This window comes from Hominimerdicola intestinalis, assembly GCF_054655215.1.
This window is the reverse complement of the sequence record NZ_BAAHNZ010000011.1, coordinates 22,165-39,098: the sequence shown is the minus strand read 5'-3', so window position 1 is coordinate 39,098 and position 16,934 is coordinate 22,165. Positions and strand designations below refer to the sequence as shown.

The following is a 16,934-nucleotide window of genomic DNA, read 5'->3' as shown; positions in this document are numbered from 1 at the left end:
TGTCAATACAAATTTTTATCCAAAATATATTTTACAACATTTTTATTTAAATAGCAAGTATGATCAGTATTTTTTTTGAACGCTTCCCTTATCTGAGTAGACGATACCTCAAACGGCTCGTCCTCAAGTATTATGACCTCCCCGCCGCTTTCCGCAAGCCATGAAGCGTATTTCTTCATTTCCTGTGCAGTATCGCTCCCGCTTCTTGAAATGCATATAAGAGAAGCCAAAGACAGAATTTCCTCATATCTGTACCATTCATGAAACGACAGCAGCATATCGCTTCCCATTATAAAATAAAGCTTTGCGTCAGGATATACGCTGTGAAAGTGCCTGAGGGTCAGAACCGAATAGCTCTTTGAGCTTTGCTTTAGCTCCCAGTCTGAAACCTCTGCGGCTGCGATATGCTTAAACGCAAGCCGACACATATTGACCCTGTCTTCTCCTCCTGCAAGCTGATGCGCCTGCTTATGCGGCGGTATTTTGGCAGGAAGTATAATTACCTTATCAAAATCAACCGCCCTCATCGCTCTTTCAAGCAGTCTGACGTGACCGTTATGCACGGGATTGAACGTTCCTCCGAAAACCCCTATATTCATCGCTTATTTTTCAGCGTGATAACAGGCTCCTTTTCGTTGCGCTTGTAAAGAACAGCCTTCGAGCCTATTACCTGAACGACCTCTGCGCCTGTTTTTTCTGCGATCTCAGCCGCCGCTTCCTTTGCAGTGTACATTGAATTATCCAGTACCTTTATCTTGATAAGCTCGTGGACTCTCATATAATCGTCTATCTGAAGTATCTGTGCCTCGTTTACTCCGCCCTTTCCGATCTGAAAAACAGGCTCCAGCGGATTTGCAAGCGCTTTAAGCTCCGCCCTCTGCTTAGGTGTTATCATAGCTTTTTAATTCCTCTCGTCTTATATTTGCTTTAAAACTATTTTATATTATAACCTATTTACATAGATTTTGCAATACTTACCGGCTGTTTTTGATCCGGTAACCAAGCCTTTCATTAATTTTGTACAATTATTTATTTCCGTTCATTCCGTTTGCTGCCGCCGCAGATAAACGATTCATTGATTATTTGATTATTATGTTCGCACAAAAGCCGAAACTTACGGCTCCGCTTTTAATAAAACAGACTTTAATCCTAATTCCTGCCTACCTGCCTTTATGCACCGATATTAACGATATCCGTCTTTATTAAGGGAATATTTCCGTACCGCCTCTTAACATATTATACATAGATCGGCTATATTATATCAACAGCATTTCGGACTGCCTCAATTCGTTCTCCGCCTGCTTTTACTTTATACTTATGTTCCACGTGGAACATTTTTTGTTTTATACAGCAATAATCGTTTTTCGCATAAAAACAGGGAAAGCCAATAATAACTTTCCCTGGATCTATATATTTTTACCGCTTTCCGCTAAGCTCGCTGATTTTATTTTTTAGTATCTCAAAAGCCTCCTCAGGATCGCCGACCTCCAAAACAGCTTCCTCAAGAGGACACATGCCGTTTTTTGTTCTGTTCTTTATGTATGGAACAAGCTTTTCATATTCGGCATCTATCCCGTTTTCCTCTAATACCTTTAAAGCGTGACTGCTTATTGTCAGAGCATACGCTTCTTTTACTCCGCCGAGAACAAGCATCAGCGCCGAGGATTTTCCGATAACCTTGTCGGCTGCCGAAGCGCCTGTCAGGAAATCAGGCTCGTTTCCGAGTATATCTATAATAGGAGCCACTCCCCGCTTCTGAGAAGTAACAACATACTGCCCCTTGACTGCACAAAACGTATTATCGTTTTCAGACAGCAGTGTTCTGGCTCTTTCTAAATCTTGAGTCAAGATAACCGCTCCTTTCAAGCGAATAAACTAATGACGGAATAAACAGAAGCTGAATTATTATTCCGTAAATACCAGTTACAGCGGCATTAACCGCCATTACAGCCGAAACGCCCCTAATGTTAAGAACCTCTCCGGCAAAAAGCAATGAACCTGCATATATAAGCCTGCCGAAAATCATCGCGCTTATAAGCGTAATATAAATTCCTCCCTTTCTGTGCCTTACTCCGAAGGTATTGTAAAGGATGCCGCTCATAAATCCATAAGACGCAAGCTCGGCTATCATAAACGGAAGCCTGAACGAATCGGGCATTCCCGTTAGAAGCGAACTTATAATTGGGGATAATACGCCGATAAACAGACCGAATACAGGTCCGAGAACAAATCCGCTTATAAGCACCGGAATATGCATAGGAAGAAATATCTGTCCCGATTGAGGAATACCCGTAAGATGAAACGCCTGAGGAAGCAGTATCGCAAAGGCTGTCATAAGTCCGCCGCAGGTAATTTTTCTTGCAGTCATAATTGCCACCATGCCCGCTTCAGGAGCATATTTTCCTTTCCCGTTTATTTTATTATATTTGCATGATAAAATACAAAAATTTAAAAGCTATTTATAGCAAAGCCCGTCCAGCCGGCTTTGCAGCTTCTTCAGATCGCTTCTGATATTGATCTTCTGAGGACAAGCCTGTTCACATTTTCCGCAGGAGATGCAGTTTTTAGCCTTCTGTGAATCCTCAATATCATGCTCCCACTGCCATTTAGTAGAATTTGTATTTTCGTATATACCATATGTATTCCATATCTTGAAATTATACGGTATATTTACCCCGGCAGGACAAGGCATACAGTAGTTACAGCCTGTACAGCCGTTATTGACCCTCGACCTGAGCATATTGGCAATACGCTCCACAGCTTCTTTTTCAGAATCGTCAAGAGGTCTGAAATCTGTAAAGGTATTAAGATTGTCACTGACCTGAGCTTCATCGGACATTCCGCTGAGTATGACCTTTACATTCGGAAGCGACCCTACCCATCTCAATGCCCATGAAGCAGCGGAAGCTTCCGGAGCAAGCTTTCTGAACTCCTCAATAATATCGTCGGGAAGAGAAGCCAGAGAACCTCCCTTAACAGGCTCCATTATAACAAGCGGCACTCCCAGCTTTTCCGTAAGCTTATAGCCCTTTATCCCTGCCTGCTCCTCAGTATCCATGTAATTCAGCTGGATCTGACAGAAATCCCATTTTCTATAGGTGAGGATCTCCTCAAACGCTTCATAGCTGTCGTGAAAGGAAAAGCCGAAATATTTTATCTTTCCCTCGGCTTTAAGCTTTTCGCAGAACTCAACTACTCCGATATCACGCATTTTTCTCCAGGTATTCCTGCTGAGAGAATGCAGCAGATAAAAGTCGACATTGTCTTTGTTAAGACGTTCAAGCTGTGAATAAAACAGCTGCTCAGCCTCCTCAACCGAATTTATCTGCCAGCAGGGAAGCTTTGTCGCAAGATAATACGAATCACGCGGATATTTTTCAAGAACTCTTCCCACAAAAGGCTCGCTGTCCCCGTTATGATACGGATAAGCCGTATCTATGTAATTTACTCCTGCGGAAATTGCCTCATCGATCATTTTTTCCGCCCTATCCTCAATTATTGCTCCGTCAGACGAAGTCGGAAAACGCATACAGCCAAATCCGAGCAGCGACGTTTCGATCCCCAATTTCGGCATTGAACGCTTATCAACTTTCATAAATAACACTTCCTTCCAAATAACATATTTAATATATTATACCGTCAAGTCCTACAAACTTCAAGCGCAAAATAAGCACTTTTTTGTTACTTTTCTTTGTAATGATTAAAAGATTGCAAAAACCCGTAATTACAAAACACCGGACTGTCAGCCTTTTAACAAAAAGTCCCCGTATAATCCGGGGACCTCATTTAATAAATATAAGCCTTCACTGACTTAAACAAAACGGCAACGCAATGCATTGTACTTCTGTTTACACCTTAAATAATTTTACATCAAACCTAAACTGCGGTACTATTGCATTACAGCTGATGGATCACAAAAATCTCATAGATACTCCTTACAGCCGCATCGAAGTCCTTTTCCTCAACGCCTACGATAATATTAAGCTCACTGGAGCCCTGATCTATCATCTTAACGTTAACATGAGCGTGAGCAAGCGCAGAGAAAATTCTGCCGGCAGTACCCCTGTTGGACTTCATTGCCCTGCCTACAACGGCGATAAGAGCAAGATCGGATTCTATTTCTATCGAATCGGGATGAACGTTTCTGTGCAGACCGCTTAGGATCTCCTGCTCCTTAGGCTCAAACTCCGCCTGATGAACGATAACGCTCATAGTATCTATACCGGAAGGCATATGCTCGAAAGAAATCCCATTTTTCTCAAAGACTTCGAGAACTTTTCTTCCGAAGCCCAGCTCGCTGTTCATCATATCCTTTTCGATATTGATAACCGTAAAGCCTTTCTTTCCTGCAATTCCCGTAATTGTAAAAGGAGGCTTCTGGCAGGTGCTTTCAACTATCATAGTTCCGTGATCCAGAGGAGCATTGGTATTCTTTATATTTATAGGGATACCCGCCTTGCGTACCGGGAAAATAGCGTCCTCATGCAAAACAGTAGCTCCCATATACGAAAGCTCTCTGAGTTCCTTATAGGTAATAGTTGTAATAGGCAGCGGGTCGGGAATGATCCTAGGGTCGGCGATCAAAAAGCCTGAAACATCCGTCCAGTTTTCATACAGGTCGGCATTTACAGCTGCGGCTACGATAGAACCGGTAACGTCCGAACCTCCCCTTGAAAAAGTCTTTATTGTATCATTTGGCATAGAGCCGTAGAATCCCGGCACGACCGCCCTTTCAATTCCGGCCAACTTAGCCGAAAGCAGCTCGTTGGTCTTTTCAGAATCGAAAACTCCCGAATCATTGAAGAAAATAACGTCTGCGGCGTCAACAAATTCATATCCGAGATATTCTGCAAGCACGATACCGTTAAGATATTCTCCCCTTGAAGCGGCATAATCTCTTCCCGCTTTTCCAATAAAGCAGGCTTTTATAGTAGTAAACTCCTCCTCAAGAGAAAGCTCAAGTCCCAGATCGCTGATAATTCCGTAATATCTGTCCTTTATAAGCTCAAATTCCTTATCAAAATTTTTTCCCTTTGCCGCAAGGTCATAGCAGCTGTAAAGCATATCGGTAACCTTTGTATCGGCGGAATATCTTTTCCCCGGAGCTGACGGAACGACATAACGGCGTGAATCCTCAGCTTTTATTATATCTCTGACCTTTTTAAACTGTTCGGCGCTTGCAAGCGAGCTTCCGCCGAATTTAACAACCTTTGTCAACGCACTCAATCCCCTTACTTACTGATAAATTAATTTCTATAAACAAGTACCTATTAATTATATATATTTTTTACATTCAAGTCAATGTGCAATTCATCTAAATTTGTGTTAATTTTCTGTGTACGTTTGTGGAATACGTCTGTGTTTCAATGACGTACATATTGCTGCTTCAACTATTTATACTTGACATTTTAAAATACGGGTGATATAATAACTTTGGCAATACGATATGTATTGATCTAACTGCAAAGGAGTGAGAGGATGCGCAGATGATCCTGCTTGAAATTTCAGACGCATATGGACAGACGGTTTATGATACCGTTTGCTTTGCTGTGTCTTGTGCAGGATAATGTGTATTCTCCCGACTATATATCATAATATGCGTCTGTGTTTATGCAGGTGCGTTTTCTGAAGCTATGGCCGCGGGACATGATAATCCTGCGGCCTTATATTTTTTTGGGAGTGATATATATGTCTTTAATTAAAGTATCTGACCTGACCTTCGGATATGACGGAAGTGCAGATAACATTTTTGACCATGCCTGTTTTCAGCTAGATACCGACTGGAAGCTGGGATTTACGGGAAGAAACGGACGGGGAAAAACTACTTTTCTCAAACTGCTTGCAGGCAATTACGAATATCAGGGAAACATTTCGGCTTCTGTGGATTTTGAATATTTCCCGTACGACACAGATATGAACTCATTGACGGAGGAAGTAATACGCAGTATTGCCCCTGAAGCGGAGGACTGGGAGATCTTCAGAGAGCTTTCCCTGCTTGACGTATCATGCGAAACGCTGTATCGGCAGTTTAGAACACTTTCAAACGGAGAACGCACAAAGATCATGCTGGCGGCTATGTTTCTGCATGAAAATGCATTCCTGCTGATAGACGAGCCGACCAATCATCTTGACGCCGAGGGCAGGCGCAAGACAGCCGAATATCTGAACCGCAAAAACGGCTTTATACTTGTTTCTCACGACAGAGATTTCCTTGACGCCTGCGTTGACCATGTGCTTTCAATAAACAAATGCACGATAGAAGTACAGAAAGGAAATTTCTCGTCATGGCTTCACAACAAGGAATTGCAGGACGGATTTGAAAAGGCAGAAAACGAAAAGCTTAAAAAAAAGATCAAACAGCTTGAAACAGCGGCGAAGCGCACCTCGGAATGGTCTGAAAGAGCCGAAAGACGTAAAATAGGCTTCGATCCGGTAAGAACTGAAAAAAGCATCAGCCGCCGAGCCTTTGAGGGGGCAAAAGCCAAGAAGCAGATGTCAAGGTCAAAAGCCATTGCCGAAAGACGACAGAATGCAGTCAAGGAAAGCTCGGGACTGCTTAAAAATCTTGAAAGCGCCGAGGAGCTTAAAATAACGCCGCTTAAATTTCATAAGGAGAAGCTTGTACAGCTGGAAAATGTAAGTATTTTCTATGAAGAAAAGGAAATATGCCGCAGCGTAAGCTTTACAGTCGAACAGGGAGAAGCCGTTTCGCTCTGCGGGATAAACGGCTGCGGAAAATCAAGTATCTTAAAGCTGATTTGCGGAGAAAACATAAGCTATACTGGTAAGATGATCAGAAGCGGAGAACTGAAAATATCCTACGTTCCTCAGAGTACGGAACACCTGTCCGGAGATCTGAACGAATACTGCGAGGCACTGGGCATAGACGGAAGCCTGTTCAGGACGATTCTTAGAAAGCTTGATTTTTCGCGCGGACAGCTTGAAAAGCCGATAGAAGCTTTAAGCGGAGGACAGAAGAAAAAGGCGCTTATTGCGGGAAGCCTTTGTCAGCAGGCACACCTTTATATATGGGACGAGCCGCTGAATTATATTGATGTGCTTTCAAGGATACAGATAGAAAAGCTTCTTCTTAAATACCGTCCGACGCTTTTGTTTGTCGAACATGACTCGGCATTCAACCGCAGGATCGCCGGCAAACAGGCAGAGATCATAAAAATAGGTTAGAGCTTTTTACAGGTTTTGTGTTGAACTGATAAAATGTATTGATTTGTATTGACAAAATAGAAATAGGGTTGTATAATAAACAGTGTTGACAATCAATACTGTTTATTTTTTTAAGGAGAAAATATATGAACGTGGACCAGAAGGAAAAAATGGAGAATGAAATAGCCGGTCTTTTATATGAAGTCTATTCCTCTGAAGCATTTAAAACAATGACTGAGCTTTGTCAGGGGGAAGCAATGGTGCTTATATATCTTAACGATGAAAAAGAAAATAACGTTAATCCGGCCAGAATAAGCCGTGAGCTTGATATTTCAAGACAGCGTGTAACCTCGGTTCTTTCAGCGCTTAGAAAAAAAGGATATATAAGCATGAACATCTGCGAGGACGACCGCAGGCGCATGAATGTAAATATTACTCCGGAGGGTCGTAAGTATATTACATCAAAAACCGAAAGGGTAGAAAAATATTTTGATATACTTATTGAAAAAATGGGAATTGATAATATTATGTGTTTTTATAAACTGCTCAGAGACGCTGCAAGATTTCTTGACGACTCTTTTAACAGCTGACGGCAGAAATTTACCGGTATGAATAAAACTTTTTACTGACGGCGTAGTCCGTGCAGTATGTGCATATAAAAAGGAGCGTTCGGTTATGAATATTTACAGAGAATTTGAGAAGATAAGTTTTACCTACAACGACAAGGCTGCGCTTATAGCTGTCGGCGGCGGAAAAATGACCGGGCTGACCTATGCCCAAACAAGAGAGCTGATAGAAGAGTATGCGCAGAAGCTGAAAGATACAGGTATAAAACCCGGGGACAGGATAGCGATCGCAGGAGAAAGCCGCCCTGAGTGGAACATTGCGTTTATGGCGGCGGAAAAGCTAGAATGTACCGCGGCTCTGATAGACGCTTCGCTGCCTAAAGACGAAATGCTGGCGCTTATTGAAAAAGCTCAGGTCGGCTGTATTATCGCAAGCCCAAAGGTATATGAAGCTATAGGACAGCCTGACGGAATACCCGTGCTTAATATGACCGATAAACTATCCGCTTTTTCGGATAGTTCTATAACTGCGAAAGCCTGTGAAAATACAGATAGGGATATTGCGGTAATTATTTTTTCCTCCGGAACTACAAAAACCGCTTCCGGCATAATGCATTATCATGAAACGCTTATAAAATCAACCGAAATGTGTCTTGATACAAACGGACTTGCAGACGATGAACGCTACCTCGGCATTCTTCCCAACAGCCATATTTACGGACTTTTCGCTCAGGTGCTTGCCCCAATGCTCTACGGCTCTCAGGTCGGTTTTATTGAAGCGCTGAATGCCAAGGGACTTACAGAAGCCTTTCAGAGCTTCAAGCCTACGGTAATTCCCGCCGTTCCTAAGATATATGAGCTTTTGAAAGCGCAGATACTGAAAAAGATAAATGCAGACAGCAAGTCCAGAAAATTGTACAGAATTGCATTTCCTGTATGTCTGCGCCTGCGAAAGGCATTGGGAATAAACGCCGGAAGAAAGGTATTCGGACAGATTCACGAAGCTTTCGGAGGACAGACGCGGATACTTTGCTCGGCAGGCTCTCCCATGTCTGAGGAAACCTGTGAGTTCTACTACGGAACAGGGTTCAATATCCTGAATTCCTACGGAGCGACTGAAACCAATATACCTACTATAGGAAACTACGGCAGAAATATTACTACCAATACCGCCGGACGCCCTTATCCTAAGGTAAAGATGAAGATCGCTCCCAGCGGAGAAATAATGCTGAAATCACCTTACTTTATGGCAGGATACTACGGTGACAGCGAAGCCACTAAGGCCGCCTTTACCGGAGAGGGCTGGTTCAGAACCGGAGATCTGGGAGAATACGACAAGCACGGCAACGTAATTATACTGGGCAGATGCAAGGAAAACATTGTGCTTTCAACAGGAAAAAAAGCGGCTCCGGACGATATTGAAAAGGCATATCGGAACATTAAAGGAGTAAACGAGCTTGTAGTCTGCGGAGTACCTGTCGAGGACGGCAGCTATGATACTGTTCACGCCTTTGTTGCCGCCGACCCGATAGATCATGCGGCAATTTATGAAGAGCTTATGAGGCGCAGCTCTTCCCTTGCCGCCGCAATGAAGCTTTCAGGAATTCACTTTGTAGACAGTATTCCCAAAACCTCCTTGCAGAAGCCTAAGCGTTATCTTCTTAAAAAGCTTGTGCTTGAGGACAGCCTTGAAACGCTTACTGAAAATAAAAAGTCCATAAAAACGGACAGTACTGATATTGCCCAGCTGGTCATAAACGCTGTAGCTAAGGTAGGAAATATCCCTCCTGAGGACGTAAAGATGTCCGACAAATTTCTGAAGGACTATACGATAGACTCGCTTTCCGCCGTTGAGCTTGCACTTGAAATAGAGGAATTCAGCGGAGTAAAGACAGACGACGCAATGGACAAGGAAATGACCGTTGCAAAGCTTATAGGACTTGTTCAGAATCCGAAAATGATTAAAAGAACTCCGGTAAGATCGATAATCTATCCGCTTAACAAATCCGCTTTGGACTACAGGATATACAGGTTTTACAGAAACCTTGTCCATACTATATACAAGGTCAGGGTCAGAAATGAAGCCGTACTTCCAGAGGACAAGGGGTATATAATCTGCGCTAATCACGTTTCAAATTTTGACTATCTATATATCACACAGAATTTTAAGCGTGAAAGATTCAATAAGTTCTGCTGTATGGCAAAAAAAGAGCTCTTTAATAATAAGCTTGTAACTAGGATCATGATAAAAACTGCGGGAATGATACCCGTAGACAGGACCGGAGCAGTAGGAGATACAATGGACGCCATAAAGGAAAAGCTGAAAGATAAATGGGGCGTTCTTATTCATCCCGAGGGTACCCGCAGCAAGGACGGAAAGCTGGGAAAATTCAAAAACGGAGCGGCACTGCTTTCAATTGAAACAAAAACTCCTATCGTACCCGCTTATATTAAGGGAGGACATGAGATATATCCTCCTGATAAAAAGCTGCCGCATCTTTTTAATTGGAAAAAACTAAAAAAATACGATGTTGAGGTTATTTACGGCGATCCCATAGACCCGGAGGGAATGACTCCGGAAACGCTTACGGAAAAGGTTCAGTCGGCTGTTCAGGCTCTTGGTAACAAAGCCAAAGCCGCGGCTTCTAAAACCGGAAAGAAAGTAAGAAAGCTTAAAAAAAGAAAGACCCCAAAGAGTAAACAGGCTCACTGAATATTTATTCAAAGTAACCGCATTGACTGTCTGAATTGTCAATGCGGTCTTTTTATGCGGTAATTTAAAGTAATTTTTATATATATACTAAAGTAAAATTTAAGTAAATCGGATATGCTTAAATACAGCGGAATATAACATTACATATCTGCAGAAAGGAGGATATGCCTGAAGTGGCAGGCATTAAAAAGAATGAGTAATTTTCAGGAGGTATTCAAACGCATAGAAAAGAAATATATATTGGACGAGGGAAAATATGATCTGCTTATGCAAAGGCTCAGAGAATACGCTGTTCCTGACCAATACGGCAAAAGCACAGTATGCAGCATATATTTTGACACACCCGACCGCAGGCTTATACGCAGATCTCTGGAAAAGCCTGTATACAAGGAAAAGATAAGGCTTCGCAGCTATGGAACGCCGGAACTTAACAGTACGGTTTTTCTCGAGCTGAAAAAGAAGTACAAGGGCATAGTTTATAAGCGGCGGACAGATATGCTGCTGAGTTGTGCGAAAGGCTTTATAAGATCAAACGGCGAGGTAGGCAGGGGAAATCAAATTGAGAACGAGCTAAAATGGACTTTCAGCTACTATCCCGATCTTGCTCCCGCAATGTACCTGTCTTACGACCGTATTGCCCTTTACGCAAGAAACGACCCCGGACTGAGAATAACCTTTGACAGCGATATTCTTTACAGGGAAGAAGCGCTGGAGCTTGAAAAGGGCATATGGGGAACTAAACTGCTTAAAACGGGCGAACGTATTATGGAAATTAAAATTCCTGAAGCTATGCCTATATGGCTTTCGGAAATACTTGACGAGCTTGAAATTTATCCATGCTCCTGCTCAAAATACGGAACGGCTTATCTGAAAACACTGAAACAAAAATCTGAAAAAGGAAAGGTGAACTACTGTGCTTGATCTGGTATCGGCATTATCCGCTTCAACATCTGCGGAAGGGACCACAATAGGTGAATTTATTCTGTATACTTTTATATCTCTCGCTCTGGGAGCGGCTATCGCAACAGTATTCAGATACAAAAACAAGGTATCCAAAGGATTTTCAATTACTTTGGCAATGCTTCCCGCAATCGTTCAGGTAGTTATTATGCTGGTAAACGGCAATCTCGGAACGGGAGTTGCAGTTATGGGCGCATTCAGCCTTGTCAGATTCCGTTCTGTTCCCGGGAACGCCCGTGACATATGCAGTATTTTTCTGGCAATGGCGGTAGGTCTTGCAATGGGAACAGGCTATGCACTTATCGCTGTGATCTTTACGGCAATACTCTGTGCGGCAAACCTTGTATTCTCCTGCCTTCCGATCGGAAAAAAGGACGGGGAAAAACAACTGATAATAACGATTCCGGAATCCCTTGACTACAGCGGAGTATTCAGCGACTTGTTTGATAAATACACCTCCGGCTTTGAGCTGATACACGTCAAGACCACCAATATGGGCAGTCTTTTTAAGCTTACCTACAGCATAACGCTTAAAAACGGAGCGTCAGAAAAGGCGTTTATTGACGACCTTAGGTGCCGCAACGGAAATCTTGAGATCTCATTAGGCAGACCAGTAAGTCAGCCCTATGAGCAGCTTTAGATCGGAGGGATAATATGAGTTCAGATATAACAAAGAGAATAGCCATGCTTCTTGCTGCTGTAACGGTCTTATCAGCTGCTAGCGGCTGTTCAAAGAATGATCCTTCTTCCGTAAACAGTTCCGACACAGTTTCCGCCGGATCAGTCATTGATACAAGCTTTAACGCAGAGGATCTTGACATCGGCTATGACGAAAGCGCCTCGAATACAATTGTGTTTAACGAAAACAGTGCGGAAATTAAAGGCTCAGGTGCAGAATTCAAGGACGGAGATCTGATCATTTCAGCTGCCGGTACCTATATACTTTCAGGTACGCTCTCCGACGGGCAGATGATCGTCGACGCTGACAAAGAAAGCGAAATAAAGCTTGTTTTCAGCGGACTAAGCGTTTCTTGCTCCGATAACGCCGCTCTTTTCGTCAATAAAGCAGATAAGGTAACTGTTACGCTTGAAAGCGGGAGCGAAAACTCGCTTACAGACGGAGCGGAATACTCACTCGACGATGAAACATCAAACGTTGACGGAACGGTTTTCTGCCGCTCTGACCTGACGCTGAACGGTACGGGAACGCTGAATATAACCGCTAATTATAAGCATGGAATAGTATGCAAGGACGATCTGGTCATTACAGACGGAGTATATTCAGTAACCTCCGTATCAGGCGGAATATACGGAAAAGACAGTATAAAGATCAACAGCGGAAGCTTTACGATATCCGCGGGTTCAAACGGAATAAAATCTGATAATACCGAAGAAGCCGGCAAGGGCTATATCTATATAAACGGCGGAACATTTGATATAGCTGCCGGAACAGACGGAATAGAATCTCGGAGCATTATTTCAATAGAGGGCGGTACTTTTAATATAACTACCGGAGGAGGAAGCGAAAACGCAAGCATGAGATCCGACGGTCAGCCTAATGAAGGCTGGGGAAAATGGGGCAGCAAAGAGGGCATGACTCCCCCTGACTTTAACGAAGCAACGCCGCCCGAGGGAATGTCTCCGCCGAATCGTCAGAATACACAGAACACAGGAAATAACGAAGAAGCATACCTTGAAACGGCTGCCGCTGAAACAGAAACTACGGATTCTCAAGACAGCTCTTCTGCAAAAGGAATTAAAGCAGAAACCGAGCTGAATATAAAAGGCGGAGAAATAAACATAGATTCCTCAGACGATTCTCTGCACTGCAACGGAAATATAAATATTTACGGAGGAAAAATAAGCGCAAAGTCGGGAGATGACGGAATTCACGCCGACAGCGAGCTTTCAATAACGGACGGAACGATAACTATAGAAAAAAGCTACGAAGGTCTTGAAGGGATAAGTATTTTAATTTCAGGAGGAGACGTATCAGTTACCGCAAGCGACGACGGAATTAACGCCGCAGGCGGCAGCGATACAGGCAGCAGCGGCAGACCCGGCATGGACGGCTTTAATACTTCGTCAGATTCTGAGTACCTTTTAACAATCAGCGGAGGAACCGTAAAGATAAACGCTTCGGGCGACGGACTTGACTCTAACGGCAGCCTTGTTATAGAAGGCGGAGAAATATACGTCAGCGGACCTACGAACGGAGGAAACGGAGCGATCGACTACGGCGATAATAGTTCGGCATGGATAACCGGAGGAACGATAGCTGCCTGCGGCAGCATAGGAATGGAAGAGGGCTTCGGTGAAAACAGCTCTGAACAGTGCTCAGTTCTTCATAACCTCAGTTCAGCGGTATCGGGAGGAACTGAGGTAGTTATATCCGACAGCAGCGGAAATAAAATATTGTCCTATACTCCCGAAAAAGATTGGCAGTCGATAGTCTTCAGTTCCCCCGATATCAAGGAAGGTGAGACCTATACGATAACAGCAGGAGAAATTACCGAGTCGGTGACTGTTGAAGGTCTTGTTACCTCTAACAGCACAGGAATGGGCGGAGGAGGAAGACCGGGCGGAATGAATTTCAGATAATCCAAAGACCGAATAATTCCCTGAGCAGCCAATTATATGATTTGCAAAGTTAAAAAACGGCAGACTTACTGCGCTTTAATTGCTCAGTAAGTCTGCCGTTAAATTTATAATTCGGTCAATAAAAATACAGCAATACAGTATTGAAAAAAATCCTATCCTGTGTTATACTGACCTTGCTTTAAAAAATTCAGACAGGAAGGCGGTAAAATATGTTTTCATTTCTTATAGTAATAATATACATGGCTTTTATAAGTCTGGGACTTCCGGATTCCCTGCTAGGTTCGGCGTGGCCGGTAATGTACGGAGAGCTTGGCGTACCTATCTCATATATGGGTATAGTATCAATGATAATTGCGGCGGGAACTATAATCTCCAGCCTTATGTCGGATTACCTGACAAAAAGATTGGGTACGGGACGTGTAACGGCTGTAAGCGTTTTAATGACGGCGGCTGCATTATTCGGATTTTCTATTTCGGGTTCGTTTGCCGCCCTGTGCGTATGGGCAATTCCCTACGGGTTTGGTGCAGGAGCGGTAGACGCTGCTCTAAATAATTACGTTGCGCTTAACTACGCTTCAAAGCATATGAGCTGGCTGCACTGCTTCTGGGGAGTAGGAGCGTCAATCAGCCCGTATATAATGGGCTACTGCCTTTCTTCGGGAGCGGGGTGGAATAAGGGATATTTTTCGGTTTCCGTGATCCAGATCGCTCTTACTGCGCTGCTGTTTTTCAGTCTTCCGCTTTGGAAAAAGCAGAACATAACAAGCGAAGAAAAAGGCAAAGCTTCTACGGGTATTATAAACGCACTGAAAATAAAAGGCGTACCTTATGTTCTTATAACCTTTTTCTGCTACTGTGCACTGGAATCGACTGCCGGGCTGTGGGCGAGCAGCTATTTATGCGAATACAGAAAAACATCTGCTGAAACTGCGGCTGAATTTGCTTCTCTATTTTATCTGGGTATTACTCTCGGAAGATTTTTAAGCGGCTTTGTATCAGAAAGGCTCGGAGATAAAAAACTTATAAGGATCGGACTTGCGGTCATAGCTTTCGGTATACTTCTGATAATCCTTCCTGTCAGTTCAGTGCTTCCGGCGCTTATCGGTCTGGTCGTTACAGGCTTAGGCTGTGCTCCGATATACCCCTCTATCATTCATTCTACTCCGTTTAATTTCGGAAAGGAAAATTCACAGTCAATAATCGGTATTCAAATGGCAAGCGCATATGTCGGAACTACATTTGCTGAGGTTAGATAGCGATACTTTTTACATCAACCATGTTACGGCGGTCATGGTTGACAACTTGCGTCGGCTCCTGCTCGGTATCAACCTGTCCGACAAAGCTGTAATGGATTTCGATTTTCCGGGTGTTGGTTTCCCGATCCAATTCGTGTATCAAGATACGGTCGATAAACTCATGGACGTTTTCATAGGTCAATTCCTGTATGTCGCTGTATTTCCCGACAATCTGAATAAACCTTGATATATCCCTTTTTCGCTCGGTAACGGTTGCGATCTGCTGTTGTAACTCGTCTATCCTTGCGGCAAGGGATTTCTTTTCGTCCTCATAGCCGGAAGTTAGAAACACAAACCGTTCATCTGTCAGTCTGCCTAATGCGTTGTCCTCATACAGCTTGCGGAAAAGCGTGTCAAGTTCGGTCATACGCGCCTGTGCTTTGGAAAGTTCCTTTTGCTGCTGCGCTAATGCCTTTCTCGCTTCCATGTCGCCGTACTCGGTAGCTTTACAGATAAAGTCCTGTTCGTGTTCCTTAACATACCGCAAAATCCGCCGCATATCTTCCAGCACTAAATCAAGAAGTACGTTTTTGCGGATATAATGAGAGGTACACTCGCTGCCTGTCCTTGCCCTGTTGCGCCATGCGCCGCAAGAATAGGAAAACTTGCGCGGCTCGATATTTACGCCCTGTTGGTAATACATCTTATGTCCGCAACCAGCGCAAAACAGCAAGCCGGAAAAAATATCAATCTCCGCTGCTTTTGTCGGGCGGTGGCGGGTAGCAATCCGCTTTTGCGCAAGTTCAAAGGTTTCCTCGTCAACAAGCGGCTCATGGGTGTTTGGGAAGAAATAGCGTTGTTCTTCTTCGTTCTTCCGGGTCTTTTTCGACTTGTAGGATACCTTGTGAGTTTTCGCGGTTATGGTATGCCCTAAATATTCCTGCCTTGCTAATATGTCATAGAGCGTTTTGTCCGGCCAAGTATAGGGGGCGATCATTGCCCGCTGATACCGCGCCTGTCCTGTGCGCTGATAGCGCAACGCTCCAATCGTCAAGACTTTGTTTTCCGCAAGCCATTTTTGGATTTCGCACATACGCACGCCGCTAACAAACATAGCGAAAACCTGTTTGACAATCGGCGCGGTTTCCGGGTCGGGTATAAGGTGGTGGCGGTTGTTCGGGTCTGGGATATAGCCGTATGGATATTCCCCGTTGACACGCTCGCCTTTTTGCGCCTGTGCCTGTTTAACTGCACGGATTTTCTTGCTTGTATCGCGGGCGTAAAACTCGTTAAACCAGTTCCGCAAGGGGGTAAACTCGTTATCCTCCCGCGCTGTGTCAACTCCGTCGTTAATCGCGATATAGCGCACTCCGTTTTCGGGAAATACAATCTCTATGAGTTCGCCCGTTTTCAGATAGTTTCTGCCAAGACGGGAGAGGTCTTTGGTAATAACCGTCGCCACTCGTCCGGCTTCCACTTCCTGCAACATCGCTTGCAGCCCCTCGCGCTCAAAACTCACGCCGGAAAATCCGTCGTCCACAAAAAACTTTGTGTTCAAAAAATGGTGTTCGTCCGCATAGCGTTGAAGTATCATTTTTTGGTGCTGTATGCTTCCGCTTTCTCCGGCCTGCATATCCTCTTGACTTAAACGGCAGTAAAGGGCGGTGATTTTATTCGACTGTAACATTAGTCCTC

At 43.8% G+C, this 16,934-nt stretch carries 14 protein-coding genes; 7 read left to right on the top strand and 7 right to left on the bottom strand.

Going from position 1 to position 16,934, the window contains the following annotated elements; all coding sequences use genetic code 11:
• Window positions 1-2 precede the first annotated feature (2 nt).
• The 6 genes from nadD to ACYQ0H_RS09910 all read right to left on the bottom strand — a co-directional run bounded on the left by nadD (window position 3) and on the right by ACYQ0H_RS09910 (window position 5,217).
• Window positions 3-599 carry a nicotinate (nicotinamide) nucleotide adenylyltransferase gene (nadD, locus tag ACYQ0H_RS09935; protein ID WP_459812681.1) on the bottom strand — a complete coding sequence of 199 codons (597 nt, stop codon included), beginning with the start codon at window positions 597-599 and terminating at the stop codon, window positions 3-5.
• Window positions 596-895 carry a ribosome assembly RNA-binding protein YhbY gene (yhbY, locus tag ACYQ0H_RS09930; protein ID WP_459812680.1) on the bottom strand — a complete coding sequence of 100 codons (300 nt, stop codon included), beginning with the start codon at window positions 893-895 and terminating at the stop codon, window positions 596-598. The genes nadD and yhbY overlap by 4 nt, the downstream gene beginning before the upstream one ends.
• Before the next feature lie 521 nt (window positions 896-1,416).
• The gene (locus ACYQ0H_RS09925) at window positions 1,417-1,848 is read right to left on the bottom strand and encodes a DUF1893 domain-containing protein (protein ID WP_459812679.1); all 432 of its coding nucleotides are present in this window, start codon (window positions 1,846-1,848) and stop codon (window positions 1,417-1,419) included.
• Window positions 1,808-2,368 (bottom strand): ECF transporter S component, encoded by a 561-nt coding sequence (locus ACYQ0H_RS09920; RefSeq protein ID WP_459812678.1) that lies wholly within the window; start codon window positions 2,366-2,368, stop codon window positions 1,808-1,810. The genes ACYQ0H_RS09925 and ACYQ0H_RS09920 overlap by 41 nt, the downstream gene beginning before the upstream one ends.
• A gap of 87 nt (window positions 2,369-2,455) precedes the next feature.
• Window positions 2,456-3,595, bottom strand: a complete 1,140-nt coding sequence (locus ACYQ0H_RS09915) for an aldo/keto reductase (RefSeq protein WP_459812677.1) — start codon at window positions 3,593-3,595, stop codon at window positions 2,456-2,458.
• 302 nt (window positions 3,596-3,897) lie between these two features.
• Window positions 3,898-5,217, bottom strand: a complete 1,320-nt coding sequence (locus ACYQ0H_RS09910; RefSeq protein WP_459812676.1) for an aspartate kinase — start codon at window positions 5,215-5,217, stop codon at window positions 3,898-3,900.
• Between the two features lie 471 nt (window positions 5,218-5,688).
• On the opposite strand from ACYQ0H_RS09910, the gene abc-f reads away from it, so the two are divergent.
• The 7 genes from abc-f (at window position 5,689) to ACYQ0H_RS09875 (ending at window position 15,260) form a co-directional block, all read left to right on the top strand.
• Window positions 5,689-7,185: a ribosomal protection-like ABC-F family protein gene (abc-f, locus tag ACYQ0H_RS09905; protein WP_459812675.1), complete on the top strand. Its 1,497-nt coding sequence runs from the start codon at window positions 5,689-5,691 to the stop codon at window positions 7,183-7,185.
• 125 nt (window positions 7,186-7,310) lie between these two features.
• Window positions 7,311-7,754 (top strand): MarR family winged helix-turn-helix transcriptional regulator, encoded by a 444-nt coding sequence (locus tag ACYQ0H_RS09900; protein ID WP_459812674.1) that lies wholly within the window; start codon window positions 7,311-7,313, stop codon window positions 7,752-7,754.
• A gap of 85 nt (window positions 7,755-7,839) precedes the next feature.
• A complete protein-coding gene (locus tag ACYQ0H_RS09895) occupies window positions 7,840-10,443 on the top strand; it encodes an AMP-binding protein (RefSeq protein WP_459812673.1) in 2,604 nt (867 codons plus the stop codon).
• Between the two features lie 192 nt (window positions 10,444-10,635).
• Complete coding sequence (locus ACYQ0H_RS09890) at window positions 10,636-11,364, top strand: polyphosphate polymerase domain-containing protein (protein ID WP_459812672.1); 729 nt, start codon at window positions 10,636-10,638, stop codon at window positions 11,362-11,364.
• The gene (locus tag ACYQ0H_RS09885; RefSeq protein ID WP_459812671.1) at window positions 11,357-12,043 is read left to right on the top strand and encodes a DUF4956 domain-containing protein; all 687 of its coding nucleotides are present in this window, start codon (window positions 11,357-11,359) and stop codon (window positions 12,041-12,043) included. Before ACYQ0H_RS09890 ends, ACYQ0H_RS09885 begins: the two co-directional genes overlap by 8 nt.
• Window positions 12,044-12,057: 14 nt before the next feature.
• Window positions 12,058-14,004: a carbohydrate-binding domain-containing protein gene (locus ACYQ0H_RS09880; protein ID WP_459812670.1), complete on the top strand. Its 1,947-nt coding sequence runs from the start codon at window positions 12,058-12,060 to the stop codon at window positions 14,002-14,004.
• Between the two features lie 209 nt (window positions 14,005-14,213).
• A complete protein-coding gene (locus ACYQ0H_RS09875) occupies window positions 14,214-15,260 on the top strand; it encodes an MFS transporter (protein WP_459812669.1) in 1,047 nt (348 codons plus the stop codon).
• On the opposite strand, the gene ACYQ0H_RS09870 is transcribed toward ACYQ0H_RS09875, so the two are convergent.
• Window positions 15,253-16,926, bottom strand: a complete 1,674-nt coding sequence (locus ACYQ0H_RS09870; RefSeq protein ID WP_058118380.1) for a recombinase family protein — start codon at window positions 16,924-16,926, stop codon at window positions 15,253-15,255. The two genes, ACYQ0H_RS09875 and ACYQ0H_RS09870, sit on opposite strands and share 8 nt — an antisense overlap.
• Between the last annotated feature and the right edge of the window lie 8 nt (window positions 16,927-16,934).

Bases quoted from the DNA above. Each gene is read 5' to 3' on its own strand.
- ACYQ0H_RS09920 (WP_459812678.1), bottom strand. From the start codon at position 2,368: ATGACTGCAAGAAAAATTACCTGCGGCGGACTTATGACAGCCTTTGCG.
- ACYQ0H_RS09880 (WP_459812670.1), top strand. From the start codon at position 12,058: ATGAGTTCAGATATAACAAAGAGAATAGCCATGCTTCTTGCTGCTGTA.
- ACYQ0H_RS09890 (WP_459812672.1), top strand. From the start codon at position 10,636: ATGAGTAATTTTCAGGAGGTATTCAAACGCATAGAAAAGAAATATATA.
- abc-f (WP_459812675.1), top strand. From the start codon at position 5,689: ATGTCTTTAATTAAAGTATCTGACCTGACCTTCGGATATGACGGAAGT.
- nadD (WP_459812681.1), bottom strand. From the start codon at position 599: ATGAATATAGGGGTTTTCGGAGGAACGTTCAATCCCGTGCATAACGGT.
- ACYQ0H_RS09875 (WP_459812669.1), top strand. From the start codon at position 14,214: ATGTTTTCATTTCTTATAGTAATAATATACATGGCTTTTATAAGTCTG.
- ACYQ0H_RS09915 (WP_459812677.1), bottom strand. From the start codon at position 3,595: ATGAAAGTTGATAAGCGTTCAATGCCGAAATTGGGGATCGAAACGTCG.
- ACYQ0H_RS09900 (WP_459812674.1), top strand. From the start codon at position 7,311: ATGAACGTGGACCAGAAGGAAAAAATGGAGAATGAAATAGCCGGTCTT.
- ACYQ0H_RS09895 (WP_459812673.1), top strand. From the start codon at position 7,840: ATGAATATTTACAGAGAATTTGAGAAGATAAGTTTTACCTACAACGAC.
- yhbY (WP_459812680.1), bottom strand. From the start codon at position 895: ATGATAACACCTAAGCAGAGGGCGGAGCTTAAAGCGCTTGCAAATCCG.
- ACYQ0H_RS09870 (WP_058118380.1), bottom strand. From the start codon at position 16,926: ATGTTACAGTCGAATAAAATCACCGCCCTTTACTGCCGTTTAAGTCAA.